General features: G+C 68.8%; 14 protein-coding genes and 1 pseudogene. 5 read left to right on the forward strand and 10 right to left on the reverse strand.

Features of this window, described 5'->3' with window-relative positions:
• The first annotated feature begins 68 nt into the window (after positions 1-68).
• Positions 69-803 carry a PaxA gene (locus tag VZQ01_RS32035; RefSeq protein WP_223745410.1) on the forward strand — a complete coding sequence of 245 codons (735 nt, stop codon included), beginning with the start codon at positions 69-71 and terminating at the stop codon, positions 801-803.
• 25 nt (positions 804-828) lie between these two features.
• On the opposite strand, the gene VZQ01_RS32040 is transcribed toward VZQ01_RS32035, so the two are convergent.
• Positions 829-2,580, reverse strand: a complete 1,752-nt coding sequence (locus VZQ01_RS32040; RefSeq protein ID WP_223745411.1) for an NBR1-Ig-like domain-containing protein — start codon at positions 2,578-2,580, stop codon at positions 829-831.
• A 245-nt stretch (positions 2,581-2,825) separates the two neighbouring features.
• Between VZQ01_RS32040 and VZQ01_RS32045 the strand changes: the two genes are divergently transcribed.
• Positions 2,826-3,839, forward strand: a complete 1,014-nt coding sequence (locus VZQ01_RS32045) for a type IV pilus twitching motility protein PilT (protein ID WP_248542168.1) — start codon at positions 2,826-2,828, stop codon at positions 3,837-3,839.
• Between the two features lie 54 nt (positions 3,840-3,893).
• Here the strand turns inward: VZQ01_RS32045 and VZQ01_RS32050 are convergent, their stop codons facing one another.
• A complete protein-coding gene (locus tag VZQ01_RS32050) occupies positions 3,894-4,397 on the reverse strand; it encodes a hypothetical protein (protein ID WP_223745412.1) in 504 nt (167 codons plus the stop codon).
• A 394-nt stretch (positions 4,398-4,791) separates the two neighbouring features.
• Between VZQ01_RS32050 and VZQ01_RS32055 the strand changes: the two genes are divergently transcribed.
• Positions 4,792-6,894, forward strand: a complete 2,103-nt coding sequence (locus VZQ01_RS32055; protein ID WP_426745533.1) for a S8 family peptidase — start codon at positions 4,792-4,794, stop codon at positions 6,892-6,894.
• A gap of 58 nt (positions 6,895-6,952) precedes the next feature.
• Here the strand turns inward: VZQ01_RS32055 and VZQ01_RS32060 are convergent, their stop codons facing one another.
• From VZQ01_RS32060 to VZQ01_RS32085, 6 genes and pseudogenes are all read right to left on the reverse strand, one after another.
• Positions 6,953-8,536, reverse strand: coding sequence for a hypothetical protein (locus VZQ01_RS32060; RefSeq protein WP_223745413.1), 1,584 nt, complete (start codon positions 8,534-8,536; stop codon positions 6,953-6,955).
• 100 nt (positions 8,537-8,636) lie between these two features.
• A complete protein-coding gene (locus VZQ01_RS32065) occupies positions 8,637-9,767 on the reverse strand; it encodes a cysteine desulfurase family protein (protein WP_426745534.1) in 1,131 nt (376 codons plus the stop codon).
• Positions 9,768-9,906: 139 nt separating this feature from the next.
• Positions 9,907-11,571, reverse strand: a complete 1,665-nt coding sequence (locus VZQ01_RS32070) for a hypothetical protein (RefSeq protein WP_426745535.1) — start codon at positions 11,569-11,571, stop codon at positions 9,907-9,909.
• Between the two features lie 310 nt (positions 11,572-11,881).
• Positions 11,882-12,070: pseudogene (locus tag VZQ01_RS32075) on the reverse strand (DUF6531 domain-containing protein); the annotation flags it as partial.
• Between the two features lie 170 nt (positions 12,071-12,240).
• The gene (locus VZQ01_RS32080) at positions 12,241-13,698 is read right to left on the reverse strand and encodes an FG-GAP repeat domain-containing protein (RefSeq protein WP_426745536.1); all 1,458 of its coding nucleotides are present in this window, start codon (positions 13,696-13,698) and stop codon (positions 12,241-12,243) included.
• Positions 13,699-13,930: 232 nt separating this feature from the next.
• On the reverse strand, positions 13,931-16,066 hold the full coding sequence (locus VZQ01_RS32085) for an FG-GAP repeat domain-containing protein (protein WP_426745537.1): 2,136 nt from the start codon (positions 16,064-16,066) through the stop codon (positions 13,931-13,933).
• Between the two features lie 446 nt (positions 16,067-16,512).
• On the opposite strand from VZQ01_RS32085, the gene VZQ01_RS32090 reads away from it, so the two are divergent.
• Together VZQ01_RS32090 and VZQ01_RS32095 are read left to right on the forward strand one after the other, a co-directional pair.
• On the forward strand, positions 16,513-17,688 hold the full coding sequence (locus VZQ01_RS32090; protein ID WP_426745538.1) for an NHL repeat-containing protein: 1,176 nt from the start codon (positions 16,513-16,515) through the stop codon (positions 17,686-17,688).
• A 36-nt stretch (positions 17,689-17,724) separates the two neighbouring features.
• Positions 17,725-18,915 (forward strand): serine hydrolase domain-containing protein, encoded by a 1,191-nt coding sequence (locus VZQ01_RS32095; protein WP_426745539.1) that lies wholly within the window; start codon positions 17,725-17,727, stop codon positions 18,913-18,915.
• Between the two features lie 4 nt (positions 18,916-18,919).
• Here the strand turns inward: VZQ01_RS32095 and VZQ01_RS32100 are convergent, their stop codons facing one another.
• The gene (locus VZQ01_RS32100; protein ID WP_408889671.1) at positions 18,920-19,579 is read right to left on the reverse strand and encodes a pentapeptide repeat-containing protein; all 660 of its coding nucleotides are present in this window, start codon (positions 19,577-19,579) and stop codon (positions 18,920-18,922) included.
• 386 nt (positions 19,580-19,965) lie between these two features.
• Positions 19,966-23,838 carry a G8 domain-containing protein gene (locus VZQ01_RS32105; protein WP_426745540.1) on the reverse strand — a complete coding sequence of 1,291 codons (3,873 nt, stop codon included), beginning with the start codon at positions 23,836-23,838 and terminating at the stop codon, positions 19,966-19,968.
• Between the last annotated feature and the right edge of the window lie 74 nt (positions 23,839-23,912).

Below are 23,912 nucleotides of genomic sequence, written 5' to 3' on the forward strand. Positions count from 1 at the left end.
GATTCTGCTGATGCAGCAGGATTACATCCCGACGACTCTTGTCGGGCTTGTGGTAAGGCGTGCCCGGCATGTTCGCGCAGCAGACCGACCCTCATTCCTCACGCATCCTCGGCTTCGCCGCCTTCTCCGTCGCGGTCCACGTCGGAGTCGTGGCCGCGCTGGTGTTGTTCGTGAAGCCCATGGTCCTCGAGACGGAGGAGCCCATCGACGTGGTGCTCAACCTCGTCAAGGCCCCGCCTCCGCCCCCTCCGCCTCCTCCACCCCCCGCGGCGCGCAAGACGACGCCCCGCACGGAGGTGAAGAAGCCCAAGACGGAGCTGCGTCAACCGGTTGAGGTCAAACCCGTTGTCGAGCAGAAGCCGGTCGAGGTGGAGCCGGAGCCCGAGCCGGAGCCCGCGGCGCCAGAGGAAGGCGGCGTGGAGGGTGGGGTGGAGGGCGGTGTCGCCGGAGGCGTGGTGGGTGGGGTGGTGGGCGGCGTCGTGGGCGGTGCCGTGGGTGGCACGGGGCCGGCCGAGCCGGTGAAGCCCAAGAACGTCCCGCCCTTCGTCATCCAGCGGGACGTGGTGCGGCAGACGGCGCCGCGCCTGTCGGAGGTCTTCAAGCAGGGCCACCGGGGGCAGACGCTGCAGGGCATCTACAAGGTCTGCGTGGCCACCAATGGCAGCGTCTATGAGGTCACGCCGGTGAAGTCCGTGCCCGGCGCGGATGAGGACATCATCAAGGGGCTCAAGTCGGGCTGGGAGTACAAGCCCCAGAAGGTCCCCGTGTGCTTCCTCTACAACATCCCCATCACCATCCAGTAGGCGCGGGGCCCCTGGCGCGCGGGCCTCAGGGGACGTCGACCGTGAAGGACAGCGGTGGGCCGAAGGCCTGACCGTCGCGGTGCAGCCTCCAGCGGTAGGTGGTGCGTCCCGGTGACGTCGGCGCGGTGTGAGTGAAGACGAACGTCTTCCGCTGCCCCAGGTGGATGGCTTCCCCCGGGGAGAGTCCCAGGTCCGCGGTCTGGTCGAGCGACGTGGCGCGCAAGCCGCCGCGGTCGCTCCAGGCCGTGGTGCCGGTGTTCTCCAGCGTCACCGTTCCCTGGAACGGCTGGCCGGCCTGGACCTCGAGCGCCCCTTCGGTGGTGACGACGCGTGCGTCCAGCGCGGGCGTGTCCAGGAAGGCGCCGAGCAATTGCTGGCGGAAGGGGAGGAAGGCCGTCGTCAGGGACGGGGACAGGGGGTAGTGCGAGTCCGGTCCGGGCGTCGGCAGTGGGGACAGGATGTCCTGTGTCTGGACGAAGCGCAGGAAGGCGAGAGGGAAGACGCCCGGGGCTCCCCCCAGCTCCGTGCCCCGGCTGAGGTCGTGGCAGCCGCCGCAGGACAGCGCCTGGGCGCGGGCCACCAGGTGACGGGGCGTCAGCGGGCTGCCGATGCGCAGCAGCTCGGCCTGGAGCGCGTCGGTGAAAGGGGTGGGCGCGGCGGTCTTGTCGAACTCGGCGAGGAAGTCGTCCACGCTGCCGAAGGACGGCATGGAGCTGCTCTGCGCGGCGTTGAAGACGTCCGGGACGGCGTAGTTGAAGCGGTTGAAGTCATCCACCGCGAGGGCCTCCACCTGGGTGACGAAGAAGTCCCGGAAGGCCACCGCGAGGGGGTGGGTATTCTGGAGGTTGAAGAAGTCTCCCCGGGGCGTCGACTTCACCGTGGTGGGGAGGAATCGCAAGGTGCAGCCCGTGGCGTCGCACTGCCGCTTCAGCTTGAACTCGCGCAGCATCCACGGGTTGGGCGCGCCGATGCCCGCCTGCATGAACATGTTGACGCGCACCTGCCCGAGGCCCGCGGGGTTGTCCCCATAGTGTTGGGGGTGGATGACGGGCGGGATTCCCGGGGCCAGGCCCTCGAAGAAGAGCGCGTCCAAGAGCGCCCGCCGCTCGGCGGCGTCCTCCAGGGTGGAGAGTGCTGCCCACGCCTGGGCTACCGGACGGCAACCCTCCAGCCCCAGCTCGGGTGAGGGATTGGGGAGCGCGCCCTCCAGGATGAAGCGGTTGCGGGAGCGCACCTGCGGGGCCGGGACGAACCGCGCGAAGGACATGCGGTACTCGCCGCAGTGGGCGCCGTCCACCGGGGCCAGGTCGAAGCGGTTGAAGAGGCCCACGAGCACATACCGGTCGAGCGCGGCCGTCGTGGTGCTCGCCTCGGTGCCCTCGAGGGTCCGGCAGGGATAGGGCGCGCCGTTGACGGTGTTCCCGTCGTCGGAGCAATGGGGACCTCCGGGAAGGTCCGGCTGGCCGGGCGCGGGGTTCTGCGTGTCCCAGAGCTGGCGGAAGAGCTGCTCCGCGGTGAAGCCCGTACCCCCGGCCTGCCGCACGAGCTGCTCGAACACGCGGCGCGCGGTGATGGGCGACACGGTGGCGTGGTCGGAGATGGCCAGCGAGCGCAGCGGGTCCAGCGTCGTCGCGGTGAGGGATGCGCGATGGGCGAGCGGACTGGTGTGGAGTCCTCCGCGCTCGGAGTGCAGGGATTGGGCGAGCACGGGCGTGGCTTTGAGCAGGAGGAGGCCCGCCACGAGGGCAGGTGAAGTGAGGCGTTGAAGGCTTCTCATGCGAGGGGCTCCAGGGGAGGGCGGGGTGTCTGGGTCATCATTCGGGAAGGGCGAGGCCTTGAAATCTTCCCCAACCCAGGCGGGTCAGCGCTGACAAGGGCGTCTGGCGCGCACCGATGCCCACCGTGGGCAGGGTTTGCGGGTTCGCCTAGAGTCAAAGCCTTCCACATCCGAGAGGTCTTCACCTGGACCTGGCAACACTGAACAAGCTCCTGACGGTTGGCGTACAGAACGGCGCTTCGGACATCCACTTCAGGCCCGGCGACCCGCCCATCTACCGGGTGAACGGCGTGTTGCGCCCGCTGAAGATGGAGAAGCTCCACGCGGACCACACCCGCCAGGTGGCCATCCACGTCATCTCCGACCCGGCCATCAAGCCGCAGATCGACCAGTTGCAGGAGTGCGACGCCTCGTACAGCCTCCCGGGGGTCGCGCGCTTCCGCGTCAACATCTACCGGCAGCGCGGCTCGCTGGCGTGCATCCTGCGCATCATCCCGGATGAGATTCCCACCATCGACGGGCTGGGCCTGCCGCAGGTGCTCAAGAAGATCGCAGGCAACGAGCGCGGGCTGGTGCTGGTGACGGGCGCGACGGGCTCGGGCAAGAGCTCCACGCTGGCGTCGATGATCGACCACATCAACCGCACGGAGAACCTGCACGTCCTCACCATCGAGGACCCCATCGAGTTCATCTACAAGAACATCAAGTCCTCCATCTCCCAGCGGGAGATCGGCCCGGACACCAAGGGCTTCGCCATCGCCCTGCGCGCGGCGCTGCGCCAGGACCCGGACGTCATCCTGGTGGGCGAGATGCGCGACACGGAGACCATCGACATCGCGCTGAAGGCCTCGGAGACGGGCCACCTGGTGCTCTCCACGGTGCACACCACGGACGCCTCGCGCACCATCAACCGCCTGGTGTCGGTGTTCCCCGCCGAGGAGCAGACCATGGTGCGCATGCGCCTGGCGGACTGCCTCAAGGGGACCATCTCCCAGCGCCTGTTGCCCCGCGCCAGCGGCAAGGGCCGCACGGTGGCGCTGGAGATCATGGTGCAGACCAAGACGGTGGAGCAGTACATCCGGGATGACCGCGCCAGCGAGCTCAAGGATGTCATCGAGAAGGGCCGCGACATGTTCGGCATGCAGTCCTTCGACCAGCACCTGACGCAGCTGTACCGCGAGGGCATCATCACCCTGGAGACGGCGCAGAGCGCGGCCTCCAACCCCGCCGACTTCCAGCGGGCGCTCGAGTTCGATTGACGGCCGTGCGCGGCAGCGCCCGGAGCGGGGTGGCTCCGGGCGCTGGAGTGGACCTCAGGGCGCGGTCCAGATGGCGGCGATGCCTTCGTTCTCGGAGGCGCCACCCGTCGTGTCGACGAAGAGGGACCGGATGGGCTTGCTCGACTGGAAGCCCACGAACTCGAAGGTGTGGGTGTTCGTGTCGAGGGCCGCGTCCTCGATGACCTCCTGGGTGGCGTCCGTGAAGGTCAACGTCACCTTGTGCACCGCCCGATGGTTGGTGAGCAGCTCCAGTCCCACCGCCGAGACGGGCCTGAGGAAGGCCAGCTCGAAGTCGTCCTCGCCGTTGACGATGAGGGTGGGCTTCACGGGGAGGGGGTTGGTGTTGTTGTGGTTCCAGCCGGGCCCGACGAAGCAGAGCCAGTTGTTCGTGCTGGCGCGGGGCGCCAGGACGTTGACGGTGGGCGCGCTGGCGCCCCACGGCAGGTCGACCCCCGGCGGCGTCCGCACGCAACTGGAGGCGGCGCCCGACGGATGGTCGGGGTACGCGTCGAACGCATTCACGGGGAATGGCAGCAAGGTGGTCGCGGTGAAGTCCGCCTGCTGGGGTGTCTCGTGGATCGGACTGCGAGAGAATCGGTGCCGCGACAAGGTGCTGGATGCATGTTCTCCCGAGTTCCGAGGTGACAGTGTGTCTCCTCGCCGTATCGAAGGTGGCGCTCCTGGCCGCCGTGGAACAGACCCGGGAGGCCTCACGCCGAAGCACGGCTTGACCGGGGCGCCGCCCCTCGGGGGGCGCGACGTGAGGGATGGGCGGATGGCTGTGATTGGACGCGACCTGGGACGTGCCATGCCCCGTTCGGGGTGAGGGGCCCTGCTCTGGATGATAAGGATTTTCACCCTGGCGCGGGGTTGACCCACGTCGTGTCCGTCTGGCTTGGTATCTCTTCCATCCCCTCTCAGTGGAGGTCGAGTGACGAACCTGGCACGCGTGTGTCTTGTCCCGCTGATGCTGACATCCCTCTTGTGGAGCGCCTGTGGCGCCGAACCCGCCGCGCCCCCGGAGGCGCCGCCGTCCCCGAGCGCCGCGAAGCGACGCTTCGTCCCGGGGCAGGCCATCGTGAAGCTCAAGGACTCGGTCCGGGGCCTCTCCGGTGACGCGCTCCCCACCGTGCGAGGGTTCCGCTCCACGCACGTCCAGGCGCTCTCGAGCGGCGCGGTGGTGATGTCATTGGAGCCGGAGGCGGGGCGCCCGGCGGCGTCCATCGCGGAGGAGGAGGCGCGCACGCTGGAGGCCATCGCCGCGCTGCGCGAGGACCCGGGCGTGGAGTACGCGCACGAGAACCTGTACCTGGAGTTCTTCGCCACGCCGTCGGACCCGCTCTACCCGCTGCAGTGGAACGCCCCGGCCATCGGCCTGCCCTCGGCGTGGAACACCGTCACGGGCAACGTGAAGATCGCCGTGCTGGACACGGGCCGGCTGGACCACCCCGACCTGCAGGGCGCGTGGACCCCGGGCTATGACTTCGGCGAGGGGGACGCGGACCCCTACGACACGAACACCTACCACCACGGCGTCCACGTGGCGGGCATCCTCGCGGCGCGCGCGAACAACGGCGTGGGCGGGGCGGGCATCTGCTGGGGCTGTCAGCTCATGCCCGTCAAGGTCTCCAACACGGGCAACGGCGTCACCCTGGCCACCGTGGACGAGGCCATCCGGTACGCGGCGGACCACGGCGCGCGCGTCATCAACATGAGCTTCGGCACGGCGTATGACGCCGGCAATCCCTCCGCCATCTATCCCTGCTCGAACTATCCCGACATCCAGAGCGCGGTGAGCTACGCCGTCTCCAGGAACGTGGTGGTGGTGGCCGCTGCGGGCAATGACGGCGTGCAGGGCTTCCAGGCCGCGAACGTCACGCCGGCCTCCTGCAACGGCGTGCTCGCCGTGGGCGCCACCACGAAGACGAACACGCGGGCGGCGTGGAGCAACGGGGGCTCCCGGGTGGACCTGATGGCGCCGGGCGGCACCGCCAGCTCCGGCTTCTTCGGCGAGGGCATCGGCTGTCCCGCCAATGACCCGAACACGTGGGACCCGTACTCGGGCACGGACCAGATTGTCGCGCCCTGGGTTATCGGCAAGCCGCACGGCGCGCTGCTGACAGGGGATTACTGCCACCGCTACCTGAGCGGGACGTCCATGGCGGCCCCGCACGTGGCGGGCCTCGCGGCGCTCATCCTGTCGCAGAAGCCGTCCATGACCCCCGCGCAGGTCGCCGCGCGCCTCAGGAGCACGGCGACGCTGGTTCCGGGCTGTGGCTCCCACTGCGGCTCCGGCCTCATCAACGCGGCCGCGGCCGTCTACACGAACCTGCCGCCGCTCCCCCAGCAGGGCACCTGGTACAACGCCTCGCGCCCGGGCAACGGGCTGGACATCCAGCACACCGCGCCCGACGCGCTCTACGTCACCTGGTACACGTACACCGCCTCGGGCACCCCCATCTGGTACGTGAGCCACCTGCAGGCCGAGCCCGGCGAGTGGCGGGGAGCTTTGCTGCGCGCGTCGTGGAATGGCTCGAGCGCGACGCTGACGACGGTGGGCGGCATGCGCTTCACGCACAGCGCCGGAGCGTGGACCTTCCACTGGAGCCTGGGGGCGCTGTCGGGCAGCGAGCCGGTGCAGTTCTTCGCGTTCGCCAGCGGCACGCCGGTGATGAACCTGACGGGGGCCTGGTATCAGGCGACCGAGTCCGGCTGGGGCGCCACGGTCCACAGCATGGGCAACACCCACTTCGCCAACGTCACCGTCTATCAGGGCAGCACGCCCGTGTGGGTGCAGGGCGTGGCGACCAGCCCGTATACGACGCTGTCGTTCCCGCTGACATATGTCACCGGCACGAACCTCTGCCCGGGCTGCGGCGGCACGCCGTCCACGTCGTCCATCCCCGTGGGCACGCTCTCCGTCTCCGGCTCGGTGGGAGCGCCCGGCGCCGTGTCCTCGTCCCTGTCGCTGAGCTTCCCGGGTGGGACGTGGAACCGCCCGTCGTTCACCTTCAGCCGGCTGACGGGGCCGTAGTCCCTGTGACACCTCCGCTCCGGAGGGACGGTGCCTTCCGGAGCGGGGCGTGTGGGCGCTACGGCCTGCAGTGGGATTGCAGGTCCAGGCCCAGGTCGAGGTAGGCGCGCGCGCCGCTCTTCCAGAACTTGCGCATCACGTGCTCCGCCTGGGGCATGGTGCGCGTGGTGCCCGAGCCGCAGACCTCCGTCTTGATGATGGGCGCGTAGGCCTCGAAGACGGCCTGGTCGAGGAACGCGCTGCCGTCCCCGGCGGACATGTGGCAGGTGCGGCAGTAGGGCTTCACGACGCCGTTGTAGAGCGCCAGTCCCTTCTGCTTCGTCTGCTTCCACTGAGGGGGCACGTAGGTGTCATTGGCCATCGCCGTCACGTCGCTCACCGCCTTGGGTGCGTACATGCCGGTGATGAAGTCGGTGATGGCCGCCGTGGGCGAGGTCCTGGTGATGAGGTCGTTGAGGGAGCGCAGCGCGTTGGCCTGCTCGGCGTAGGTGAAGCCCGGGGCGTTGGAGTACCGGAAGCTGAAGACGTCGAAGGGCAGGAACTTCGCCTGGCCGGACACGGAGTTGTTGACCGGGTTGTACGTCGCCCGGATGCCATGGCACGTCAGGCAGTTGCCGGGCACGAAGGTGTTGTCGGCCGCGTTGTCGAGCTGCGCCTTGGGGGCCAGCGCGCCCTGGGCGTCGTACACCATGAACTGGACGCTGTTGGCGGTGTTCGCGGGCGGGGTGAAGACCATGGCCACGGTGGCGAACTCGTTCGTCCGGCTCACCGCGTCCGCGAGCGCGATGGCGGAGCTGCCGCCGAAGACGGGCACGCCGTTGAGCTGCTCGGCGTAGTTGCTCACGTAGCAGGCGACGCCATTGGGCTGCGACGGCACGGGGAAGGAGCGGCAGTGCATCTCCCGGCCAATCCCCAGGTCGCCGTCGTTGTAGTAGGTCGCGGTGACCTCGCTGTTGGGGAAGCCGAACTTCGTGCGGAAGGCGGCGAGCGTCGCGGGCGCCTGGATCTGCGCGTAGTACTGCAGCGTCTCCGCCTCCTCCGCGGCCGCGCTCGGGAGGTTGCTCTGCTTCTTGCCCAGGAACACCGTGCGCGCGCCCGGGGCCGCGTCGACGGGGCTGTTGCGGGTGGAGACCAGCGCGGAGCGGTTGAGGCCCACGCCCTGGCACTCGGTGCCGAGCACGTTCCAGGGCTCGTTGACGTTGGCGGCGAAGCAGTCCGGGTAGGTGATGTCGTCGAAGGTGTAGAGCGTGGTGTCGCCGTCGGGGTCCTTGGCCACCGCGCGCACCTTCACCAGGCCGCCGGTGGACCAGCGCAGCGAGAAGCCGATGTGCGGCACCGGCGCGGCGGTGACGCTCCAGTGGAAGAGCGGGTCGGTGCTGTTGAACGAGGTGGGGGTGGTGACCGTCGTCGCCGTGGCGAACTGGGTCCAGTTGGAGTCCAGGGTCGGGTCCAGGCCTGGATTGTTCATGACCTGGAGCGAGATGGGGATGTTGGGTTCGGGGTAGTAGCCCTCGAACCGGAAGGTCTCGCCAATCACCGGGTCCCCGGTGGTGGTGCCGTTGTGCGGGCCGGTCATGCAGGCCGTGGCGGCCACCAACGAGAGACACACGAGCGCGAGACGCCGGGATGGAATCGGCGACATGGACGGAAGCTCCTTCTCGGGGAAGGTGCCCGGAATGGGCTCGTCCCTTGTCCCTGAACGGAGCTGGCCCGGAATTCCCCTCACCGGCGCGTGCGGGACTTCATGTGCTCCCGGTGGACGTCGCGGGGCGGAGCTCCGACAGGGCCGAGCTCCAGGCCTCCAGCGCGGCGTCGAGGTCCTCTTCGGAGGTCTGGAGTGCCAGGCTGAAGCGCAGGGCGGAGTCCGCGCGCCATGGCGCCCCGGGGAACGCGGCGGCCACCACGGGAGAGGCCACCACGCGCGCCTGCTGACACGCGGAGGTCCTCGCCACGCACAGGCCGCGCAGGTCGAGCGCGGTCTCCATCCTGCGTGCCTCCACGCCAGGCACCGAGACATCCAGGATGGGGCCCACCCAGTCGGGCCCCGTGTTGTGGACGAGGTCCGGGCAGCTTCGCTGGAGCCCCGCGAGCAGCCGCTCCGCCTGGGCCCTCGCTCGCGGCAGTCCTTCGCGCAGGGCAGGGGCGCGGACGCGGCAGGCCGCGCCCATGCCGATGGCGGCAATCCAGGGCGGTGTCCCGGGGGCTTCGGGGAAGCGCGGCTCGCGTCGGCCCGCGGGAGCGAAGGCCAGCTCGCGAGGCACGCGCAGCACCGCGACACCCGGAGGTCCTCCGAGCTTCTGGGAGGCGCAGGCGAGGAAGACGCGAGGCGCGAGCAGGGGGCGGAGGTCTCTCCAGGCCGCCGCCTGCACCGCGTCCACCACCCACCAGGCGCTGGGAGCCAGCGCCAGCAGCGGCGCGAGGTCGGGGGCGGTGCCCAACTCCTGGTTCATCGCGGACAGGGCCACCACGGCGGCGCCCTCGAGCAGCGGAGCGGCGACGGTGGGCGTCAGGCTTCCGCCCGGCTGGGACAGCCAGCGCACCTCACGGCCGGAGGACTCGGCTTCTTCGACGACGTTTCGTACGGCGGGGTGCTCCAGGCGACTGGAGACGAGGGGGCCCGAGCAGAGGGACAGGGCCGAGCGCAAGGCGCGTCCCAGCGCGGCCGAGCCGCTGGCTTCCCACCGCAGCTCGGCGTGGAGGCAGCCCAGGTAGCTGGACACCTCGATGCGGGCCTGGTCCAGCGCGGCGCGGGCCTTGCGTCCCGCCGCGTGCACGGAGGAGGGGTTGCTTGCGCCCTCGCGCATCGCGCTCAGCATGGCTTCCAGTGCGGCTTCATGCACGGGCGTGGAGGCCGCGTGGTCCAGGTACGTCATGCCGTGACTCTATCGCGCCGCCCCGCCGTCAACGCCAGCCGCGCTCCTTCACGAGGATGGACAGGCGCTCATGGTCACGAGGCGAGGTCGCCAGTCGGACGGTGGCCCCCTTCGATTCGAGGAGGATGTTCATGTCTTCTCATGCGCCCGCGCGGTAGGACCGTCCCGGTTCCAGGCCGGGCAGGTGCTTCACCGTCGCGGGAAGCTCCCTGGCACCCGGGCTCGTGCGGAGCGGGATGCTGTCGCCAGGGAGTGGCTCGAATGAGAGGGATTGAAGCCCCTGGGCGTGGGTCATCCAATGGATGAGCGCGTCGAAGGTCCGGAAGACCAGTCGCTCCCCGGGACGCTGGGACCAGGCCTCGGAGGGGAGGGCCCACACGTCCTCGGTGAGCTGGAGGGTGCCGGGAGACAGTCTGGGAAAAGGCTGGGTGGCCCCTGGCAACTGGTCCGGTGAAGGCTTGCTCCGCCAGGTCGTGTGAAGCCAGTCGGAGAAGGCCAGGGAGAGCAGCTGCGTGCCCGCCCAGCTCAGGTAGTCAGGGGTGCTGGGCTCCAGCGTGCCCCGGTCCGCCGAGATTCCGAGCATGGAGGGCCGCTCGGGATGGGTCGACTCGTCGGTGATGGCGAAGCCGACGCCCTGAGGGTCTTCGTAGGCGAGCCGGAACTGTCTGGGGAGGTCCTCGAGGTCGAGCCGGAACGTGTCGCTCCAGGAGCGGTACTCGGTCAGCAGCCGCTTCACTTCCTTGCGGCCCTTGGCGAGCTCCGGCTCACCGAGGAACCCGGCGAAGAGCGGAGACCAGCCCACCGGTTCCCAGAAGGCGCGGAGCGTGGCGGGCTCCTTGTCGCCCAGCTCCACGTCCCTGCGAGACGACGCGAAGTCCTTCAGCCGGGTGGCGAGCAGTTGGTGCAACCCGGTCGCCTCCTGACGGATGGTCAGGGCCTCCTCAGAGACGGCAGGGGTCTTCGCGGGGCGCTTGCTCCGAGGGGCCCGTGTGGAGGGCGCGGGTGCTTCAGGTGGGGGGCCCGCCCAGGGGTCCTTGTTCGGAGCAACCTTCTGCCGGACACGAGCCTTGTGGGCCTTGAGCCATTCCAGCATCTGGGGGCCGTGTTGCGCCTCCACGAGCACGCTGAGCGTGGGGGAGGGGGGATGCCGGGATATCCAGACATGCATCCCGTCGATGATGCCGAAGGCATGATGGCGCGGCGCTTCCCGCGGGGACGACTGGGAGGTGAAGGCTCGCAGTCCTGGCAGGGTGGGGTGCTCGGGCTCCAGCTCCTTGCCTCCGTCTGTCATGAAGGTGAAGCCGGAGCCGGGAGGGCCCAGGGTGGGGAGCTGCTCCGTGGGCACCGAGAGGGCGAAGTCGACGTAGTGGGCGAACGAGCGGAAGACGAAGTTCGTCAAGGCCTGGGGAGGCGGCGGCTTGCCGTGGAGGTGGCGTGGGTCGTGGCCCAATCCCCAGACGCCATCGCCCAACTCCCAGAGGCCGGTGAAGAGCGGTGCGAAGGGGGCGGGTCCTTTCAACGGGGGACCGGGCAGCACCAGGGCCCTGCGCAGCGACATCACCCTCAGGATGGTGGCATGGACCACGGCATCCACATAGCTGGGGCACGACATCACCGGCGTGGGTGACTCCGGTCGCACTTCGAAGACAGGAGGGTCTTCGGCGTCGGAGGTCTCGTCCGCATAGGCGAGGGCCGAGGTGAAGGCATAGACGATGCAAAGCTTGCGGGGCAGCCTGCTCCAGGGCGGCCCCTCGTCGGCCCTGCGGGGTGGATTCGAGGCGGAGCGCGCGACCCGAGCGTGCATGGATGACCCGCTTGAGCGGGCCCGTGGAGCTGTACTCGAAGCGCAATCGGGCCTGGGGACTGAGCCCCAGGGTCTCCAATCGGTAGCGCGTGGACTTGGGGCGGCGCCTGAAGTGCAAGACCCACTGGGGATGCGGGCCGCCGTAGTGCTGGAGCTCCAGGTCGTCTCGGGTGCCCCGCAGCTCCATCTGATGCGCAGGGCTGAGCAGCTTGCCACAGGTGTCGAAGCTGCCTTTCGAGTCCTCGAGCGGGTGTTCGACCCCCTGCGGGTCGAGATAGGCGAACCCCTCCAATGTCTGACGGAGCTCGTGTTGGAAGCCATGGCGCCACCCGGGGCCCAGCGGCGCCTCGGCGGTCTGGGTGATGAGCGCGGTGCTATAGAACCGCTCGAAGACGAGCGGAAGCGTGCCTGGGATGGCGAAGTCGAGCCAGGTGTTGAAGAGAACCCCTGACGCGACGTCCACAGGGTGTCCGACCGAGACGCGTCCACTGGCGCTCATGGGGCCTCGCGCAGGTTCGACTGCCTTTGCGGGTGACTATTCTTCCTTTCCCTTGTCGTTGTCCAGGCGGGCCCCTGCCTGGGACTGTCGAGATGAGTCTTTCGCCGGAGGGGCAACAAGCCGAAGCCGGGGCCCGCATGGGCCCCGGCTCCAGGTGTCCCGCGTCTGGTTCAGTAGTTGGCCCAGGGGTTGGAAATCACGTACATGCGCATGTCGCGGTGGGCGCAGAACGTGCGGCGCGCGACCAGGTGCTTGGGCTGTCCGGCGACGGCGCGGACCAGCAGGTAGCTGGCGTTGCTGCCGCCGTTGTTCGCGAGCGGCCAGTCACCGATGAAGGGCGCGGCCGGGGTGAAGTTGTGGTTGGACCAGTTCCAGGAGAAGCCGCTGCCGGCCCAGTCCTCGGTGATGGCCCAGGAAGCCGTCGGCCCCCCCTGGATGAAGAACCACTCGTCCCGTCCATCCACGGAGTCGAGGTTGCCCGTCAGGAGCGCGTCCTGGGGGCCCTGCGGATAGCCCACGCCACCGATGTGGTTGGCGCCGTACGTGCTCCAGCCCCACGCGAATTCGCCGTTGACGTAGTGGAAGGTCGTCGCCCAGCTGGCGAGCCCCAGCAGCTCCTCCTTGCCGTCACCGTTGGTGTCGCCGCCGTTGCGCAGGTGGTGGCGGTAGCCGTACATGCCATGCGCCGTGTTGCCCTGGGTGCTCCAGAGCCAATCCCAGCCCGTGCCCGCCGCGTTGAGGCGGAAGAGGGTGATCCACCCGCTCGCGCTCACGCCGACAAGCTCATCCTTCTGGGCGGGAGCCGCCAGGTCGAAGTTGCCGGAGACGAGGTAACCGCCCCCGTTGGAGTGGGCGAAGAGCTGGTCGGACGTGCTGCCGTAGCTGCTCCAGCCCCAGTTCCAGGTGCCGTTGTCGAAGTGGAACAGCGTGACCCAGGAGGCGACTCCCAGGGCCTCGTCCTTGCCGTCCCCGTCGAAGTCACCGATGACCAGGTTGTTGCGATAGTCGTAGATGCCGCCGCCCGCGCTGGGGGAGCCGTTGTTGCTCCAGCCCCACTGCCAGTCGCCGTTGCGGTAGTGGAACATCGTCATCCAGCCATTGGTGTCCACGCCGAGCAGGTCCTCGGTGCCGTCGCCATCGAAGTCACCGACATAGTGCTTCGCAAAGGCGGCGACGCCGCCCTGGCTCGTCGCCGTCCAGACCTTGTTCCAGCCGGGGCTCTGGCCGTTGACGGCGACCGTGGTGGTGCTCTGGTCGATGAGCTGGCCCATGATGTTCTGGATGGAGAGCGTCACCGTGACGCTCTGGCCCGGCGCGAGTCCGGAGGGGATGATGCCGCTCAGGGACACGGTCGCCGAGCCGGAGATGGGCTGGAAGGCGCCCACGGCGATGCCATTCCAGGAGGCCTGGAGGTTCTGCACGGTGAAGGCGCCGGACTGTGACAGGGTCATCCGGTACATCCCCGTCGCGAGCCCGGACGAGGTGCCGCTGTAGTTGACGAAGTTCTGGCCGGAGTTCGCCAGCGTTCCCGCGCAGAACGTCACCACCGCGGCGTGGGAGACCGTGGGCAGCACGAGCGCGAGCACGAGCGTGCACAGCCTGAGCAGGGGAGGGGCGGACCTTTGCATGAAGAGCCTCGAGGGGAAGTCCCGCGCGGGGTTGCGCGGGGCTCGCGACACGAAGCACTCCATGTGCCATGGGACGTGGACTCGGATTGCGGAACGAGGGGCGCCCCGTGCTGTCACCTCCGGGGACACACGACCCTCGGCCGCTGTGGCGAGGCCCGCTACACGAAGGCGGATGACACACGCCGCCGCACGGCGGGGTGGACGTTCGAGTCCACCACGCCAGGCAGGAGGATTACTGCTGCCCGGCTCGGCCCATGGGCAGCTCGCCCGGACGCACGCCGGGTCGGCTCACCACGCTCGTGAGCCCGGTTCTCGAGGACGTGACGGTGTAGTCCCCCCCCGCCGCGGGAGTGCTCGTGCGAGGCCGGTAGACCGCGAAGTCCGTCTTCCCATCGCCGTCGTAGTCGCCCGTGACGGGGACGTCACCGACCCCTCCGAGGAACTTCACATGGGATGTCCCCGTGGAGCTGTGGATGACGGTGAAGTAGCCCCCTCCGTCATTCGCCGGCCAGCGTGGGGTGTAGACCGCCAGGTCGCTGAACCCGTCGCCGTCGTAGTCGCCCACGATGGGGAGGTCCCCCACCTGTCCCATCGTGTCCCAATCCCATATCGCGGATTGACTCTTCCTCACGGTGAACCAGCCGCCCCAGCCCGAGCCGTCCTTGGCCTTGTGCAGGGCGTAGTCGTCCTTGCCGTCGTGATCGAAGTCACCGACGACCGGCGTGTCGTCGGGCTCGCCCATGAGGAACGTCCGAGGGGGGCCGCCGGTCAGGCTCGAGTGCCAGACGAACTGGCCATACATCCACTGGGACGTTTCGGATTGGAACTGCGGGGTCGCGAAGCGCTCGTAGACCGCGATGTCCGTGATGCCATCTCCGTCGTAGTCCGCGGCGAGCGGAATGGCGCCGGGCTTGCCCAGGTCGAACCAGCTCCAGTGCTGCCCCCGGCTCCGCCACACCGTGAAGTACCCGGGCGTCCCGGCGTCCGGGGCCGGGGTGTAGACGACGTAGTCCGTGATGCCATCTCCGTCGTAGTCACCCGTGAGCGAGACATCTCCAGGCATTCCGCCCGCGAAGCGCATGAGCCGTGGCAGCGAGCTGGCCTGGACGGTGAGCATGCCCGCCTGGGGCAGGATGGGCGATGGCCAGTACCACGTGAAGTCGGACGTCCCATCTCCGTCGAAGTCGTCCTTGCGCCGCTGCTGGGGAAGGTCCGTGTAGACGTGGACCTCCCAGGGGCCGAAGGTGTCCGTCCAGCCATTCAGGGGGGTGCTGTAGGGGATGGGGCCGCGCTGCTCGAAGAGGACGCGGGCTGGCGTCCCGGCGTTCCAGCCCACTGGCACGATATTGCCGGTGACCGGGGTCGGCGTGCTGTTGGCGACGATGACGGTGCGGCGGTGCCCGACCTTGCGCTGGATGCCCACGAGCCCGGTGGGGAGCGTCACGGCCCCTCGGATGTCGGAAACCAGGGCGGGCTCCAGGAAGCGAAGCTGGGCCGCGACCTTCTTGATGTCCCACCAGAGCTGTGAGTCCCGCGGGATGACATCCGTTCCCCACCAGAAGATGCCGCGCGCGCGCTGGATGATGGAGGAATAGGCCATGTAGCGGGTCTCCGTGTAGTTGGGGCGCCGGCCTAACTTGTCGTTCACTTCGTCCCAATCACAGCACTCCGCAATCCCTTGCCCTTGGAGCACCATCAGGATGGGCCCCTTGGGCGTATAGGGGGCCACGAAGTCATCGTCGTAGAGCGCGCGCATGGCCTCGGCGGTCTCCGCGGGTGCATTCAGGGGCGCCAGGGGAAATGGCGGGGAGGTACCGTCAGGCAGGAGGGGGACGGGATACCGGTCCTGTCCCCAGGCGTTCGCGGCGGCCATCCATTTGCGATACTGCGCGGGTGGGAAGCCTGGCACGTCCGCCCACGGCGGGACTCCCACGGACGCGTTGGTTGCGGCGACCTCCGTGTAATAGACGGGATGGGCAGGATCCCGGCTGTTGACGAACTGGCGGAAGCTCACCGCGGCGTCGAAGGTGGGGAGGCGCGCTCTCAGCGCGGCGGTCGCGCCCGCGTCGATGACGCCGTCGGTTCGCACGAGCTGTCCGCCGCCCTCCATGTTCCAGCCCATCTCGTCCATGGAGTCGTAGCCGAGGAGCGCTGGCTTGTTCTTCAGCTCCTGGATCTTGAGGTCCAGGTCGCTGCCGACATGGTGTTGGGCATCCTTCTCCCGCACCCAGTGCCGCTCGCTGCCTGCCTCCTCGAGACGCTTCCAATTCCAGGCCTTGCCGAGGACGTGCACGCCATGCTGTTCGAACTTGTCCAGGTCGGCGGCGGTCAGGTCGGGGAGTTCGTGGATGATGGTGTTGAAGCCCACGCGCCCCAATTCCCCCTGCGCGAGGTCTGACTTGTTGATGTTGGGTCTGTCTCTAGCAGGGCCGCCATCTGGCGTGCTGGCCGTGGTGGGATAGTCGAAGACCCCGATCACGAAGAAGCGTTTGCCTTCGTGAATCCAGAAGGGTCCTTCAGGAGGGATTTCGGAGGGGTCCTCGGGGTCGGTGGTATTGCAGATGGGGCGGGGATCGGCGGGGACGCACGCGGGGTCCGCGGCGGAGAGCTGGGGCAGGACCACGCCCAGTGCGGCGAGCCCTCCCGCCAGCAGCAATCTGCGACTTCGGGAAGGTTCTCTTGGGTTGGGGCGCATGGCCGCGTCTTACACCGAGGCTGTGTTCTGGGGATGCAATGATTTGCATTGCGTCACACCCGCCTTCCAGGCAGGCTCCACTCCAGGGCCGGTGATGGTGTCAGTGCAGGGGGATTTCCTTGTTCAAGTCTCTTCGTTCCTGGGCGGTAGCCCTGTTTATCCTGAATATTGCGTGTTCGTCCTCGGAGCCGGAGCCCTCCGGACCCCGACCGGGCGACTTCGTGGAGGGGTGGCCCCAGAAGATCGACGACCAGCCGGTGCAGTTCGTTCCCCTGGCCTCCGGGGGCGTCGTCGGGAGAGGTCAGCCGTACGTCAACTCAAGGAACGTCCGAGGTTGGGTCGACCTCGTCCGCTACACCGTGGGTGAGGCGGGGCTTTCGCAGACGGTCCTGCTCGACGGGGCAGTGTCGACACAGGGAGCCATTGGTCGGGATGCCCAGGATCGTATCTTGACCGCCGTCGGCAGTGTCGAGGGGGCCTTCTTGCTGAAGGTGTGCCGGCTCCTTGCGAGCGAGGGGACGCGCGACCCCACGTTTGGTGACGGCGGATGCGTGTCATTCACGGACATGCGCTATGGAAATGTCGACAACATCATCGCGCTCCCCTCTGGCTCCATCCTGTTGAGCACGAGTGGCGGGGGGGCCGAACTCGTCCAGTTGACCGCGAGTGGCGCTCGAGACAGCAGCTTTGGGACCGACGGCATCCTGGGGGACTTTGACAGCGTGAACTCGATCTCGGCCCAGTCCGATGGTCGCATCCTGGTTTCATTGGGGCCGATCGGGGCGGGCACCCCCGACAAACTCATCCGCCTGCTTCCCTCGGGTGCCCTCGATACGAGCTTCGGGCAGGGCGGTGAGATTCCCGGTGTGGGGCTGGCCCTTCATGTCGGCGCCGACGACACGTTCATCGCCCGGAACCTTGAGAGTCTCTTCGCGTATCGCGCCGACGGCACGCCAGACGTGACGTTCGGAACCAACGGGGCCGTGAACATCAAGGAGGTCACGGGGACCACGGCCAGTCCATTCCGTATTCGAGCATTCACCCGGGATGCAGCGGGCCGTGTCTATGTCACCGCTGGATTCGGTACGGAGGAGAGCGGTTTCGGCGGGCTGCTCGTGCGTCTGACGCCTTCGGGCGCCCTGGACCCGGAGTTCCAGGTGAAGACTGGAGATGGGACCCGCATCTACTCGGCAGGGGCCGCGCTCGCCATCGCGGCGGATGGAAAGCTCTGGACCATGCTCTGTCTCGTGGGGGCCAATCCGGTGCCACCGAGCCTCGTGTTGCTCCATCCCTGAGGTGACACCGCCGGTGTGGGGCGGTGTTCCTTGTGCATGAACATCCACTCCCGGAGTACGGACCTTCCCCGTGGTGCCTCACTCGCGCACCACGGGGGCTGTTCGAGACAGAGACTCTCCTCCCTCCTCCTGCTCCTCGCACTGACCGGTACCGTCACGGCGTGCAATGACGACGAGGAGCCCTCGACGCTGCACGCGGACCTCCAGGCCCTGATGGAGGACTCCGTCACCCATGGGCTGACTCCTGGCATTGCGTTGGCCGTCGCCTCCGACGAGGGGTCGACCTGGTCGGGCGCCGCCGGTGTCAGTGACGCCCCGGGCCAGCAGCCCATGTCCGCGCAGCACCGCTTTCGCGCGGGCAGCATCATGAAGACCTTCGTCGCCACCGCGGTGCTCCAGTCCGTCGAGCAGGGCAAGCTCACCCTGGAGGACACGCTGACGCAGCACCTGCCCGCGAGCGTGACGGCGCGCATCGCGAACGCCTCCTCCATCACCGTGGCCATGCTGCTCGCGCACCGCTCGGGCATCCCCGAGTGGGTCACCGAAGAGACGAACCTGGCCATCGTCATGGACCCGGAGCACGTCTGGTCGCTCGAGGAGATTCTCGGCATCTCCGGCGCGCAGTCCCCGGCGTTCCCTCCCGGCTCCCAATATGGCTACTCCAACACGAACTACGTGCTCCTCGGCGAAATCCTCTCCGCCGTGGAGGGCCGCGGCTGGCGCGAGGTCGTCCGCGAGCGGGTCATCGAGCGCGCGGGCCTTTCCCACACCCGTGCGCCCGAGCCCGCAGACCTGTCCTGCCCCGCGCCCTGCGCACGCGGCTACGTCCCCATGGATGAGGAGATGGCCGACCTCACCGTCGTCGACCCCTCCATGGCCGGGGCCTCGGGTGGCCACGCGCTGGAGACCACCGTCGCCGACCTGCTCACCTTCTGGAAGAAGCTGCGCGCGGGCGCCCTCTTCGAGCGCGAGCAGACGCTGGAGTCCATGCTCGCGTTCCAGTCCGCGCCCGAGCCCGAGTCACGTCTGGTGGGCTACGGGCTCGGCGTGATGCGGCTCGAGTCCCAGGGCGTCGTCGCCCTCGGCCACCTGGGCACCACCGCGGGCTACCAGAGCTTCATGCTCTACCTCCCCCAGACACGTCGCTACCTCACGGGGAGCATCAACGTGATGGGAGACCTGGCCGCGGTGCTCGAGCCCCTCCTGGAGCGCGCGGGCCGCCCCTGAGTCCCTACCGGGCCTTCCTCGGCGCGCGCTTGGGTGCCTCGTCGTGGAAGCCCGCCACCAACATGCCCAGGTTCCGCGCGAGCGCGACCGCCGTCTCCACCGGCACCCTCACGTCCTTGAGCTTGTTGTGCTGTGGGTCCAGGAACGTCCCCACCGTCTCCCGGAAGTCCACGCGCGCGAGCATGCAGCCCCGGAAGTTGCTGCCGCTCAGGTCGGTGCCGGTGAAGTCCGAGTCCGTCAGGTCCGAATCATAGAAGTTCGACTCCCGCGCGATGCAGCGCAGGAAGTCCGTCTTCCGCAGGCTCAGCCCGACGAACGAGCAATACGACAGGCCACACTCCACGAACCCCAACTCAGGGTTCGACGCGAGGTTGCTCCAGTCGATGCCCATCAGCTTCGAGCCCTCGAAGCGCACGTCCCGGAGCGCGGTGGAGGGCAGCTGCGCCCGCGTGAGGTTGCTGCCGCGCACCGCGCAGTTCTCCAGCCGCGAGCCCTTCCACCGGCTCTCCTGGAGCTGACAGTTCTCGAACGTGCAGCGATAGAACTCCTTGTCGGTCAGCACCACGCCCTGCAGGTCGAGCCCCACGAAGGTCTCGTTCGCGAACGACTCCTCGCGCACGAGCCGCTCCACCACCTCCGTGTCCATCCCGCGCTCCGTCGTCATGTCCGCTGTCTCCTCGACCCGCCACCACACGCGAGCCTGGAGCGTGCCCCGCCCACACGCGGAGCACCTCCTCGACGAGCCGGGCGGGGCGCGCGTTCATCATGCACGCTCCCTCCAAGGGCGACGACGGGATTGATGACCCCCTTCCCACCGCGCGCGAGGTGACGCGCGACATGGCCAGACACCCCTCGGAAAACAGCCGGGGAGGGCCTCCTGGTGGCCGCGCTGTCGGTCCTCGCGAGCGCGGGGTGGCCGGCGGTGCATCCCGGGACTTCCCCTCGCACGGCGACGCCCCACCGTGCGCGACAAGGCCCTTCCCGGGGCACCCCCCACGTCCGATTTCGTGACGCGCAAGGCGAAGAAACCCGCGCGTCACCCGGTCCGGCTCAGTCCCGGGTGACGCCGGGCGCGGGCACGGCGCGAATCCAGTCGATGTCGAACGGGTTTCCCACGCTGCTCACCGGGTCCAGGCGCAGGTCGGTGATGGTGCCCGTCCAGGCGACATGTCCCGCCACCTCGAAGGTGAGCGTCTGGTACGCGCCATTGCCGGTGTAGACGGTGCTCGTCGCGCGCGTGCCGGAGAAGCCGGGCAGGGTGGCCGTGGCGAAGAGGAGCTCCAGCGTGGTGTTCTGCGTCGCGCGCATCCGCACCTGGACCTTCGCCACGCGGCTGGCGCGGAAGTGATAGGCGGTGTTCACCACCTGCGCGTCGCCGGTGCCCGAGCCCGTCCCGGTCAGCACGCCCCCCGTGACGGCGAGCCCGGCGACGTTCGCGGATGCGCTCCAGCCCTCGACGTCCCCCGCCGCGTTGAACTCGGCGCCCAGGTCTCCCGCGTCGAACGGGTGGCGACCCGCGACGATTTCGGCGGCGTCCGACATCTGGTCCCCGTCCGTGTCGAGCGGCGGCACCGCGAAGTCCGTGCTCCAGTGGATGACGAAGTTCTGCGCCCTCCCGGTGGCCACCGCCTTGATGTACAGGTCCCCGCCCTGCTGCACGAAGTACGCGGAGTTGGCCGAGGCCCGCAGGTTGGCCAGCGAGGTGCGCGAGCCGAAGCCCGCTTGCGACGACGCGACACCCAGGCCCCCCAGCTTCCCGAAGTCCTTGAACCGGGCGACGTAGGTGTCGCCCACGCTGGCGTCCTCCATGTTCATCGCCACCGTCCTCACGGAGGGCAGGGACGCATAGGCATACGTGTACTCGAAGCCCTCGTTCACCAGGAACGGGAGCTGGTGCCACTCCCGATAGCCGTGGATGTAATAGACGTGCGCGGTGGGCGTCCCCACCTTCTCCCGGGTGACGGCGACGTCGGGCGTCTGCTCGAAGGACACGCCATAGGTGAGTCGCGACAGCACGAAGCGGTGGTCGCTGCGGTACGCGTTCTCCCAGTTCGCGGGACGGAACTCGTCGCCCACGCGCATGAAGGGATGGCTGGAGACGATGGTGGTGTTCGGCTTGCCGCTGATGCCGCCCGTGAGGTCGCGCAGCGCGATGGACCAGAAGCGCGGGTGCTCGTTGTCGTTGGCGTCGGTGTTCGCCTTGGGCGGCAGGTCGTAGTTGCCCAGGCTGATGCGCGGCGTCCCCGCCGGCGACACCGTGTTCCCGGTGAACAGGTGGTTGGGGTGCTTGATGGCGGCGCCGGTGTTGATGAGGAGGTTGGCGTTGGCCGCGTTCCAGCCGACGAAGTGCGAGTCCCGGACCTGGCCCGCGCCGTCGTACACCCGGTAGGCATGCTGCGCTCCGGTGTAGAGCGACTCACCGGAGTTCGCCACGAACAGGCTCTGGTCGATGATGCTGTAGCTGGCCATCATCGCCGCGGTGTGGTTGTCGACGAAGATGTTGTTGCGGAAGACCAGGTTGTCGGACGGGCCGCCCGCGCCGATGCCGGTGTAGATGGCCAGGTCATTCGCGTACCAGGTGCTGTCCTCGATGAGGTGGAGCGCCGGGTCATCCCAGCCGAGGTTGGGCTGGATGGCGTGGGTGGGGGACAGCCCGTCGAAGATGTCGAACCCGGAGCCGGTGCTGTGCGCGCTGTTGCCCTTGAACGAAATCATCGGCAGCCGCCAGGGCTCCAGGCTGCTGAAGCGCCCATCGGTCGCGGACTGCCCCATGGGCTTCTTGGGGAAGGCGAACCAGAACCCCGTGCCCTCCGTCCCCGCGGCGACGTTGTCCTCGAACGTGTTCTGCGGGTTGGTGATCCAATAGCTGGCGGGCGTGCGGTTCTGGAGCTGTACGAACTCGTTGTCGGAGGGCGTCAGCTGGTCGCCGGGCGCGGGGCGCCGGGTGAGCAGCGTCACGTTCTTCTTGATGACGTTGAAGCGCTCGCTGCCGTCCTCCAGGAACACGCCGTGCCCGACGTGGTCATGGAAGAAGTTGTTCTCCACCAGCGTGCTCTCCGTGCCGTGGATGGTGATGGCCCGGTTGTAGGACTGGTGGATGCTGGAGTTCTTGAAGTACTGGCCCGCCCCCGCTGCTCCGAGCATGTGCCAGTGGAACGGATAGCGGCCGAGCAGCTTCTTCTGGCCCATGTTGTACAGCTCGACGCCGCTGATGTACGCGGCCGCGTCGGTCATGACCATGACATGGCCCCCGTGTCGGGTGGCCGTGGAGGCGGCATCCCCCTGGACCTTGAGGTTGTGGGTGAGCAGGCCCACCTGCGCGCGCAGATCCGCCGTCCACGTGCGCGAGCCCTGGGTATAGGTCATCACCACGCCGGTATGCGCGAAGGTGAGCGGGCTCGACAGCGCCACCCGGGTGTTCCCCTCCGACAGGCCGGTGATGGTCCGCTTCTCCGCCTCGTTCGGGTTCAGGTGGCTGGAGACCACGACCAGGGTGTCTCCCACGCGCCAGTCCACCGCTTGCTTGAGGAGGAGGGAGGTGCTCCCCGCGGCTGCGTTCGCGCCGAGCTGGGACCAGCTCACGCGCTCCTCGCCGTGGAGCCGGATGACGCCGGAGCTCATGGCGCCGAGGAACTTGTTGCCCATGCCCATGACGTCGGGGTCGGCCGGCGCGCCGACGAGCGTGAACACGCCCGCGTTCGGGAAGGGCGTCAGCTCCTGACCCACCTCGAGCTTCGCGCCGCTGCCCATCACCATCACGTAGCGCGTGGTGACGTCGAAGCCCTGGTTCTGGACGCCGAGCAGCTCCCCTCCGACGGTGATGGACGTCGTGCTGACGGAGCCCCGGAGGCACACGGCGCTGCCGGCCCCCACGGTGGCGGTGTCGTTCGGTCCAGGCACCGCGCCGCCCCAGACCTGCGGGTCCCTCCAGTCGTGGACCAGCTCCATCCGCAGGTCATCCACCAGCGCCGTGTGGTCGCCGCCCGCCGTGTCCAGGCCCGCCAGGCTCACCACGGTGGCCCCCGCGGCGAGGTAGATGGGCATGGACACCTGCTCGACGTACTGCGTCGCCGTCAGGCGGAACGCGCCGACCTGGGTGCCGGCCACGCTGACGAGGAGGTTCTTCGCGGGAGGCATCGTGGGGCTGTTGGCGCGCGCCGCGGCCCTGACGCGCAGGCGGTAGTGGCCCGTGATGGGGATGTTGACCGACGTCGACGCGGAGGAGTCTCCCTGGAGGAAGAGCACCTGGCTCCCTTCGGGCGCGTTGGGATTGGAGACCGTGAAGGCGCTGCCGTTACGGGCCAGGCCCGCGCCCGGGTTGATGGACCACGGGCCTCCCGTGGGGGTGTAGGCGTAGCCGGGCGAGGCGGGCAGGGCGGGGGACTCGAAGCCGCTGATGACGATGTCCCGCACACGCGTCGCCGTGAGGTCGTCCACGAAGGCGGTGCTGTCGGTGCCCTGCGGATTGGTGCCGTGCATCGCCACCGTGTGCGCGCCCGAGCCCAGCAGCACCGGGCCCGTGGTGAAGCGCTGGTACGTGCTGCCCGCGGGCGTGACGCCCAGCACCGTGGCGCCGTTGACTCGCAGCTCCACCCGCTGCGTGCTCGGGATGTTGCCGCGCTGCGCGGCGGCGAAGCTGAAGACGTAGTAGCCGGCGGGGATGTTGACCGCCCGCGAGGCTGAGGCCACGCCCTGCAGCAGCAGCACCTGGGCGCCCTGCGGCGCGCTGGGGTTGCCCGACGTGAAGGCGGTGCCGTTGCGCGTGAGGCCCGCGCCATCGACGAACGTCCAGCCCGAGCCCGCCGGGGCGTACTGGTAGCCCGGCGAGGCCGCGAGCGCCGGGATTTCGAACGTCCCATTGGGGAAGGTGAAGACGGTGGAGGACGCGGAGCTCAGCGTCGCGGCGAACGCCTGCGCGGACATGCAGGCCACTGCCAGGATAAGCAGTGATGTGAAGCTATTCCGTTTTGTCGGCATGGGCGGGTCTATGTCGCCCA

Source organism: Myxococcus faecalis, from assembly GCF_050039385.1.
Classification (GTDB): domain Bacteria; phylum Myxococcota; class Myxococcia; order Myxococcales; family Myxococcaceae; genus Myxococcus; species Myxococcus fulvus.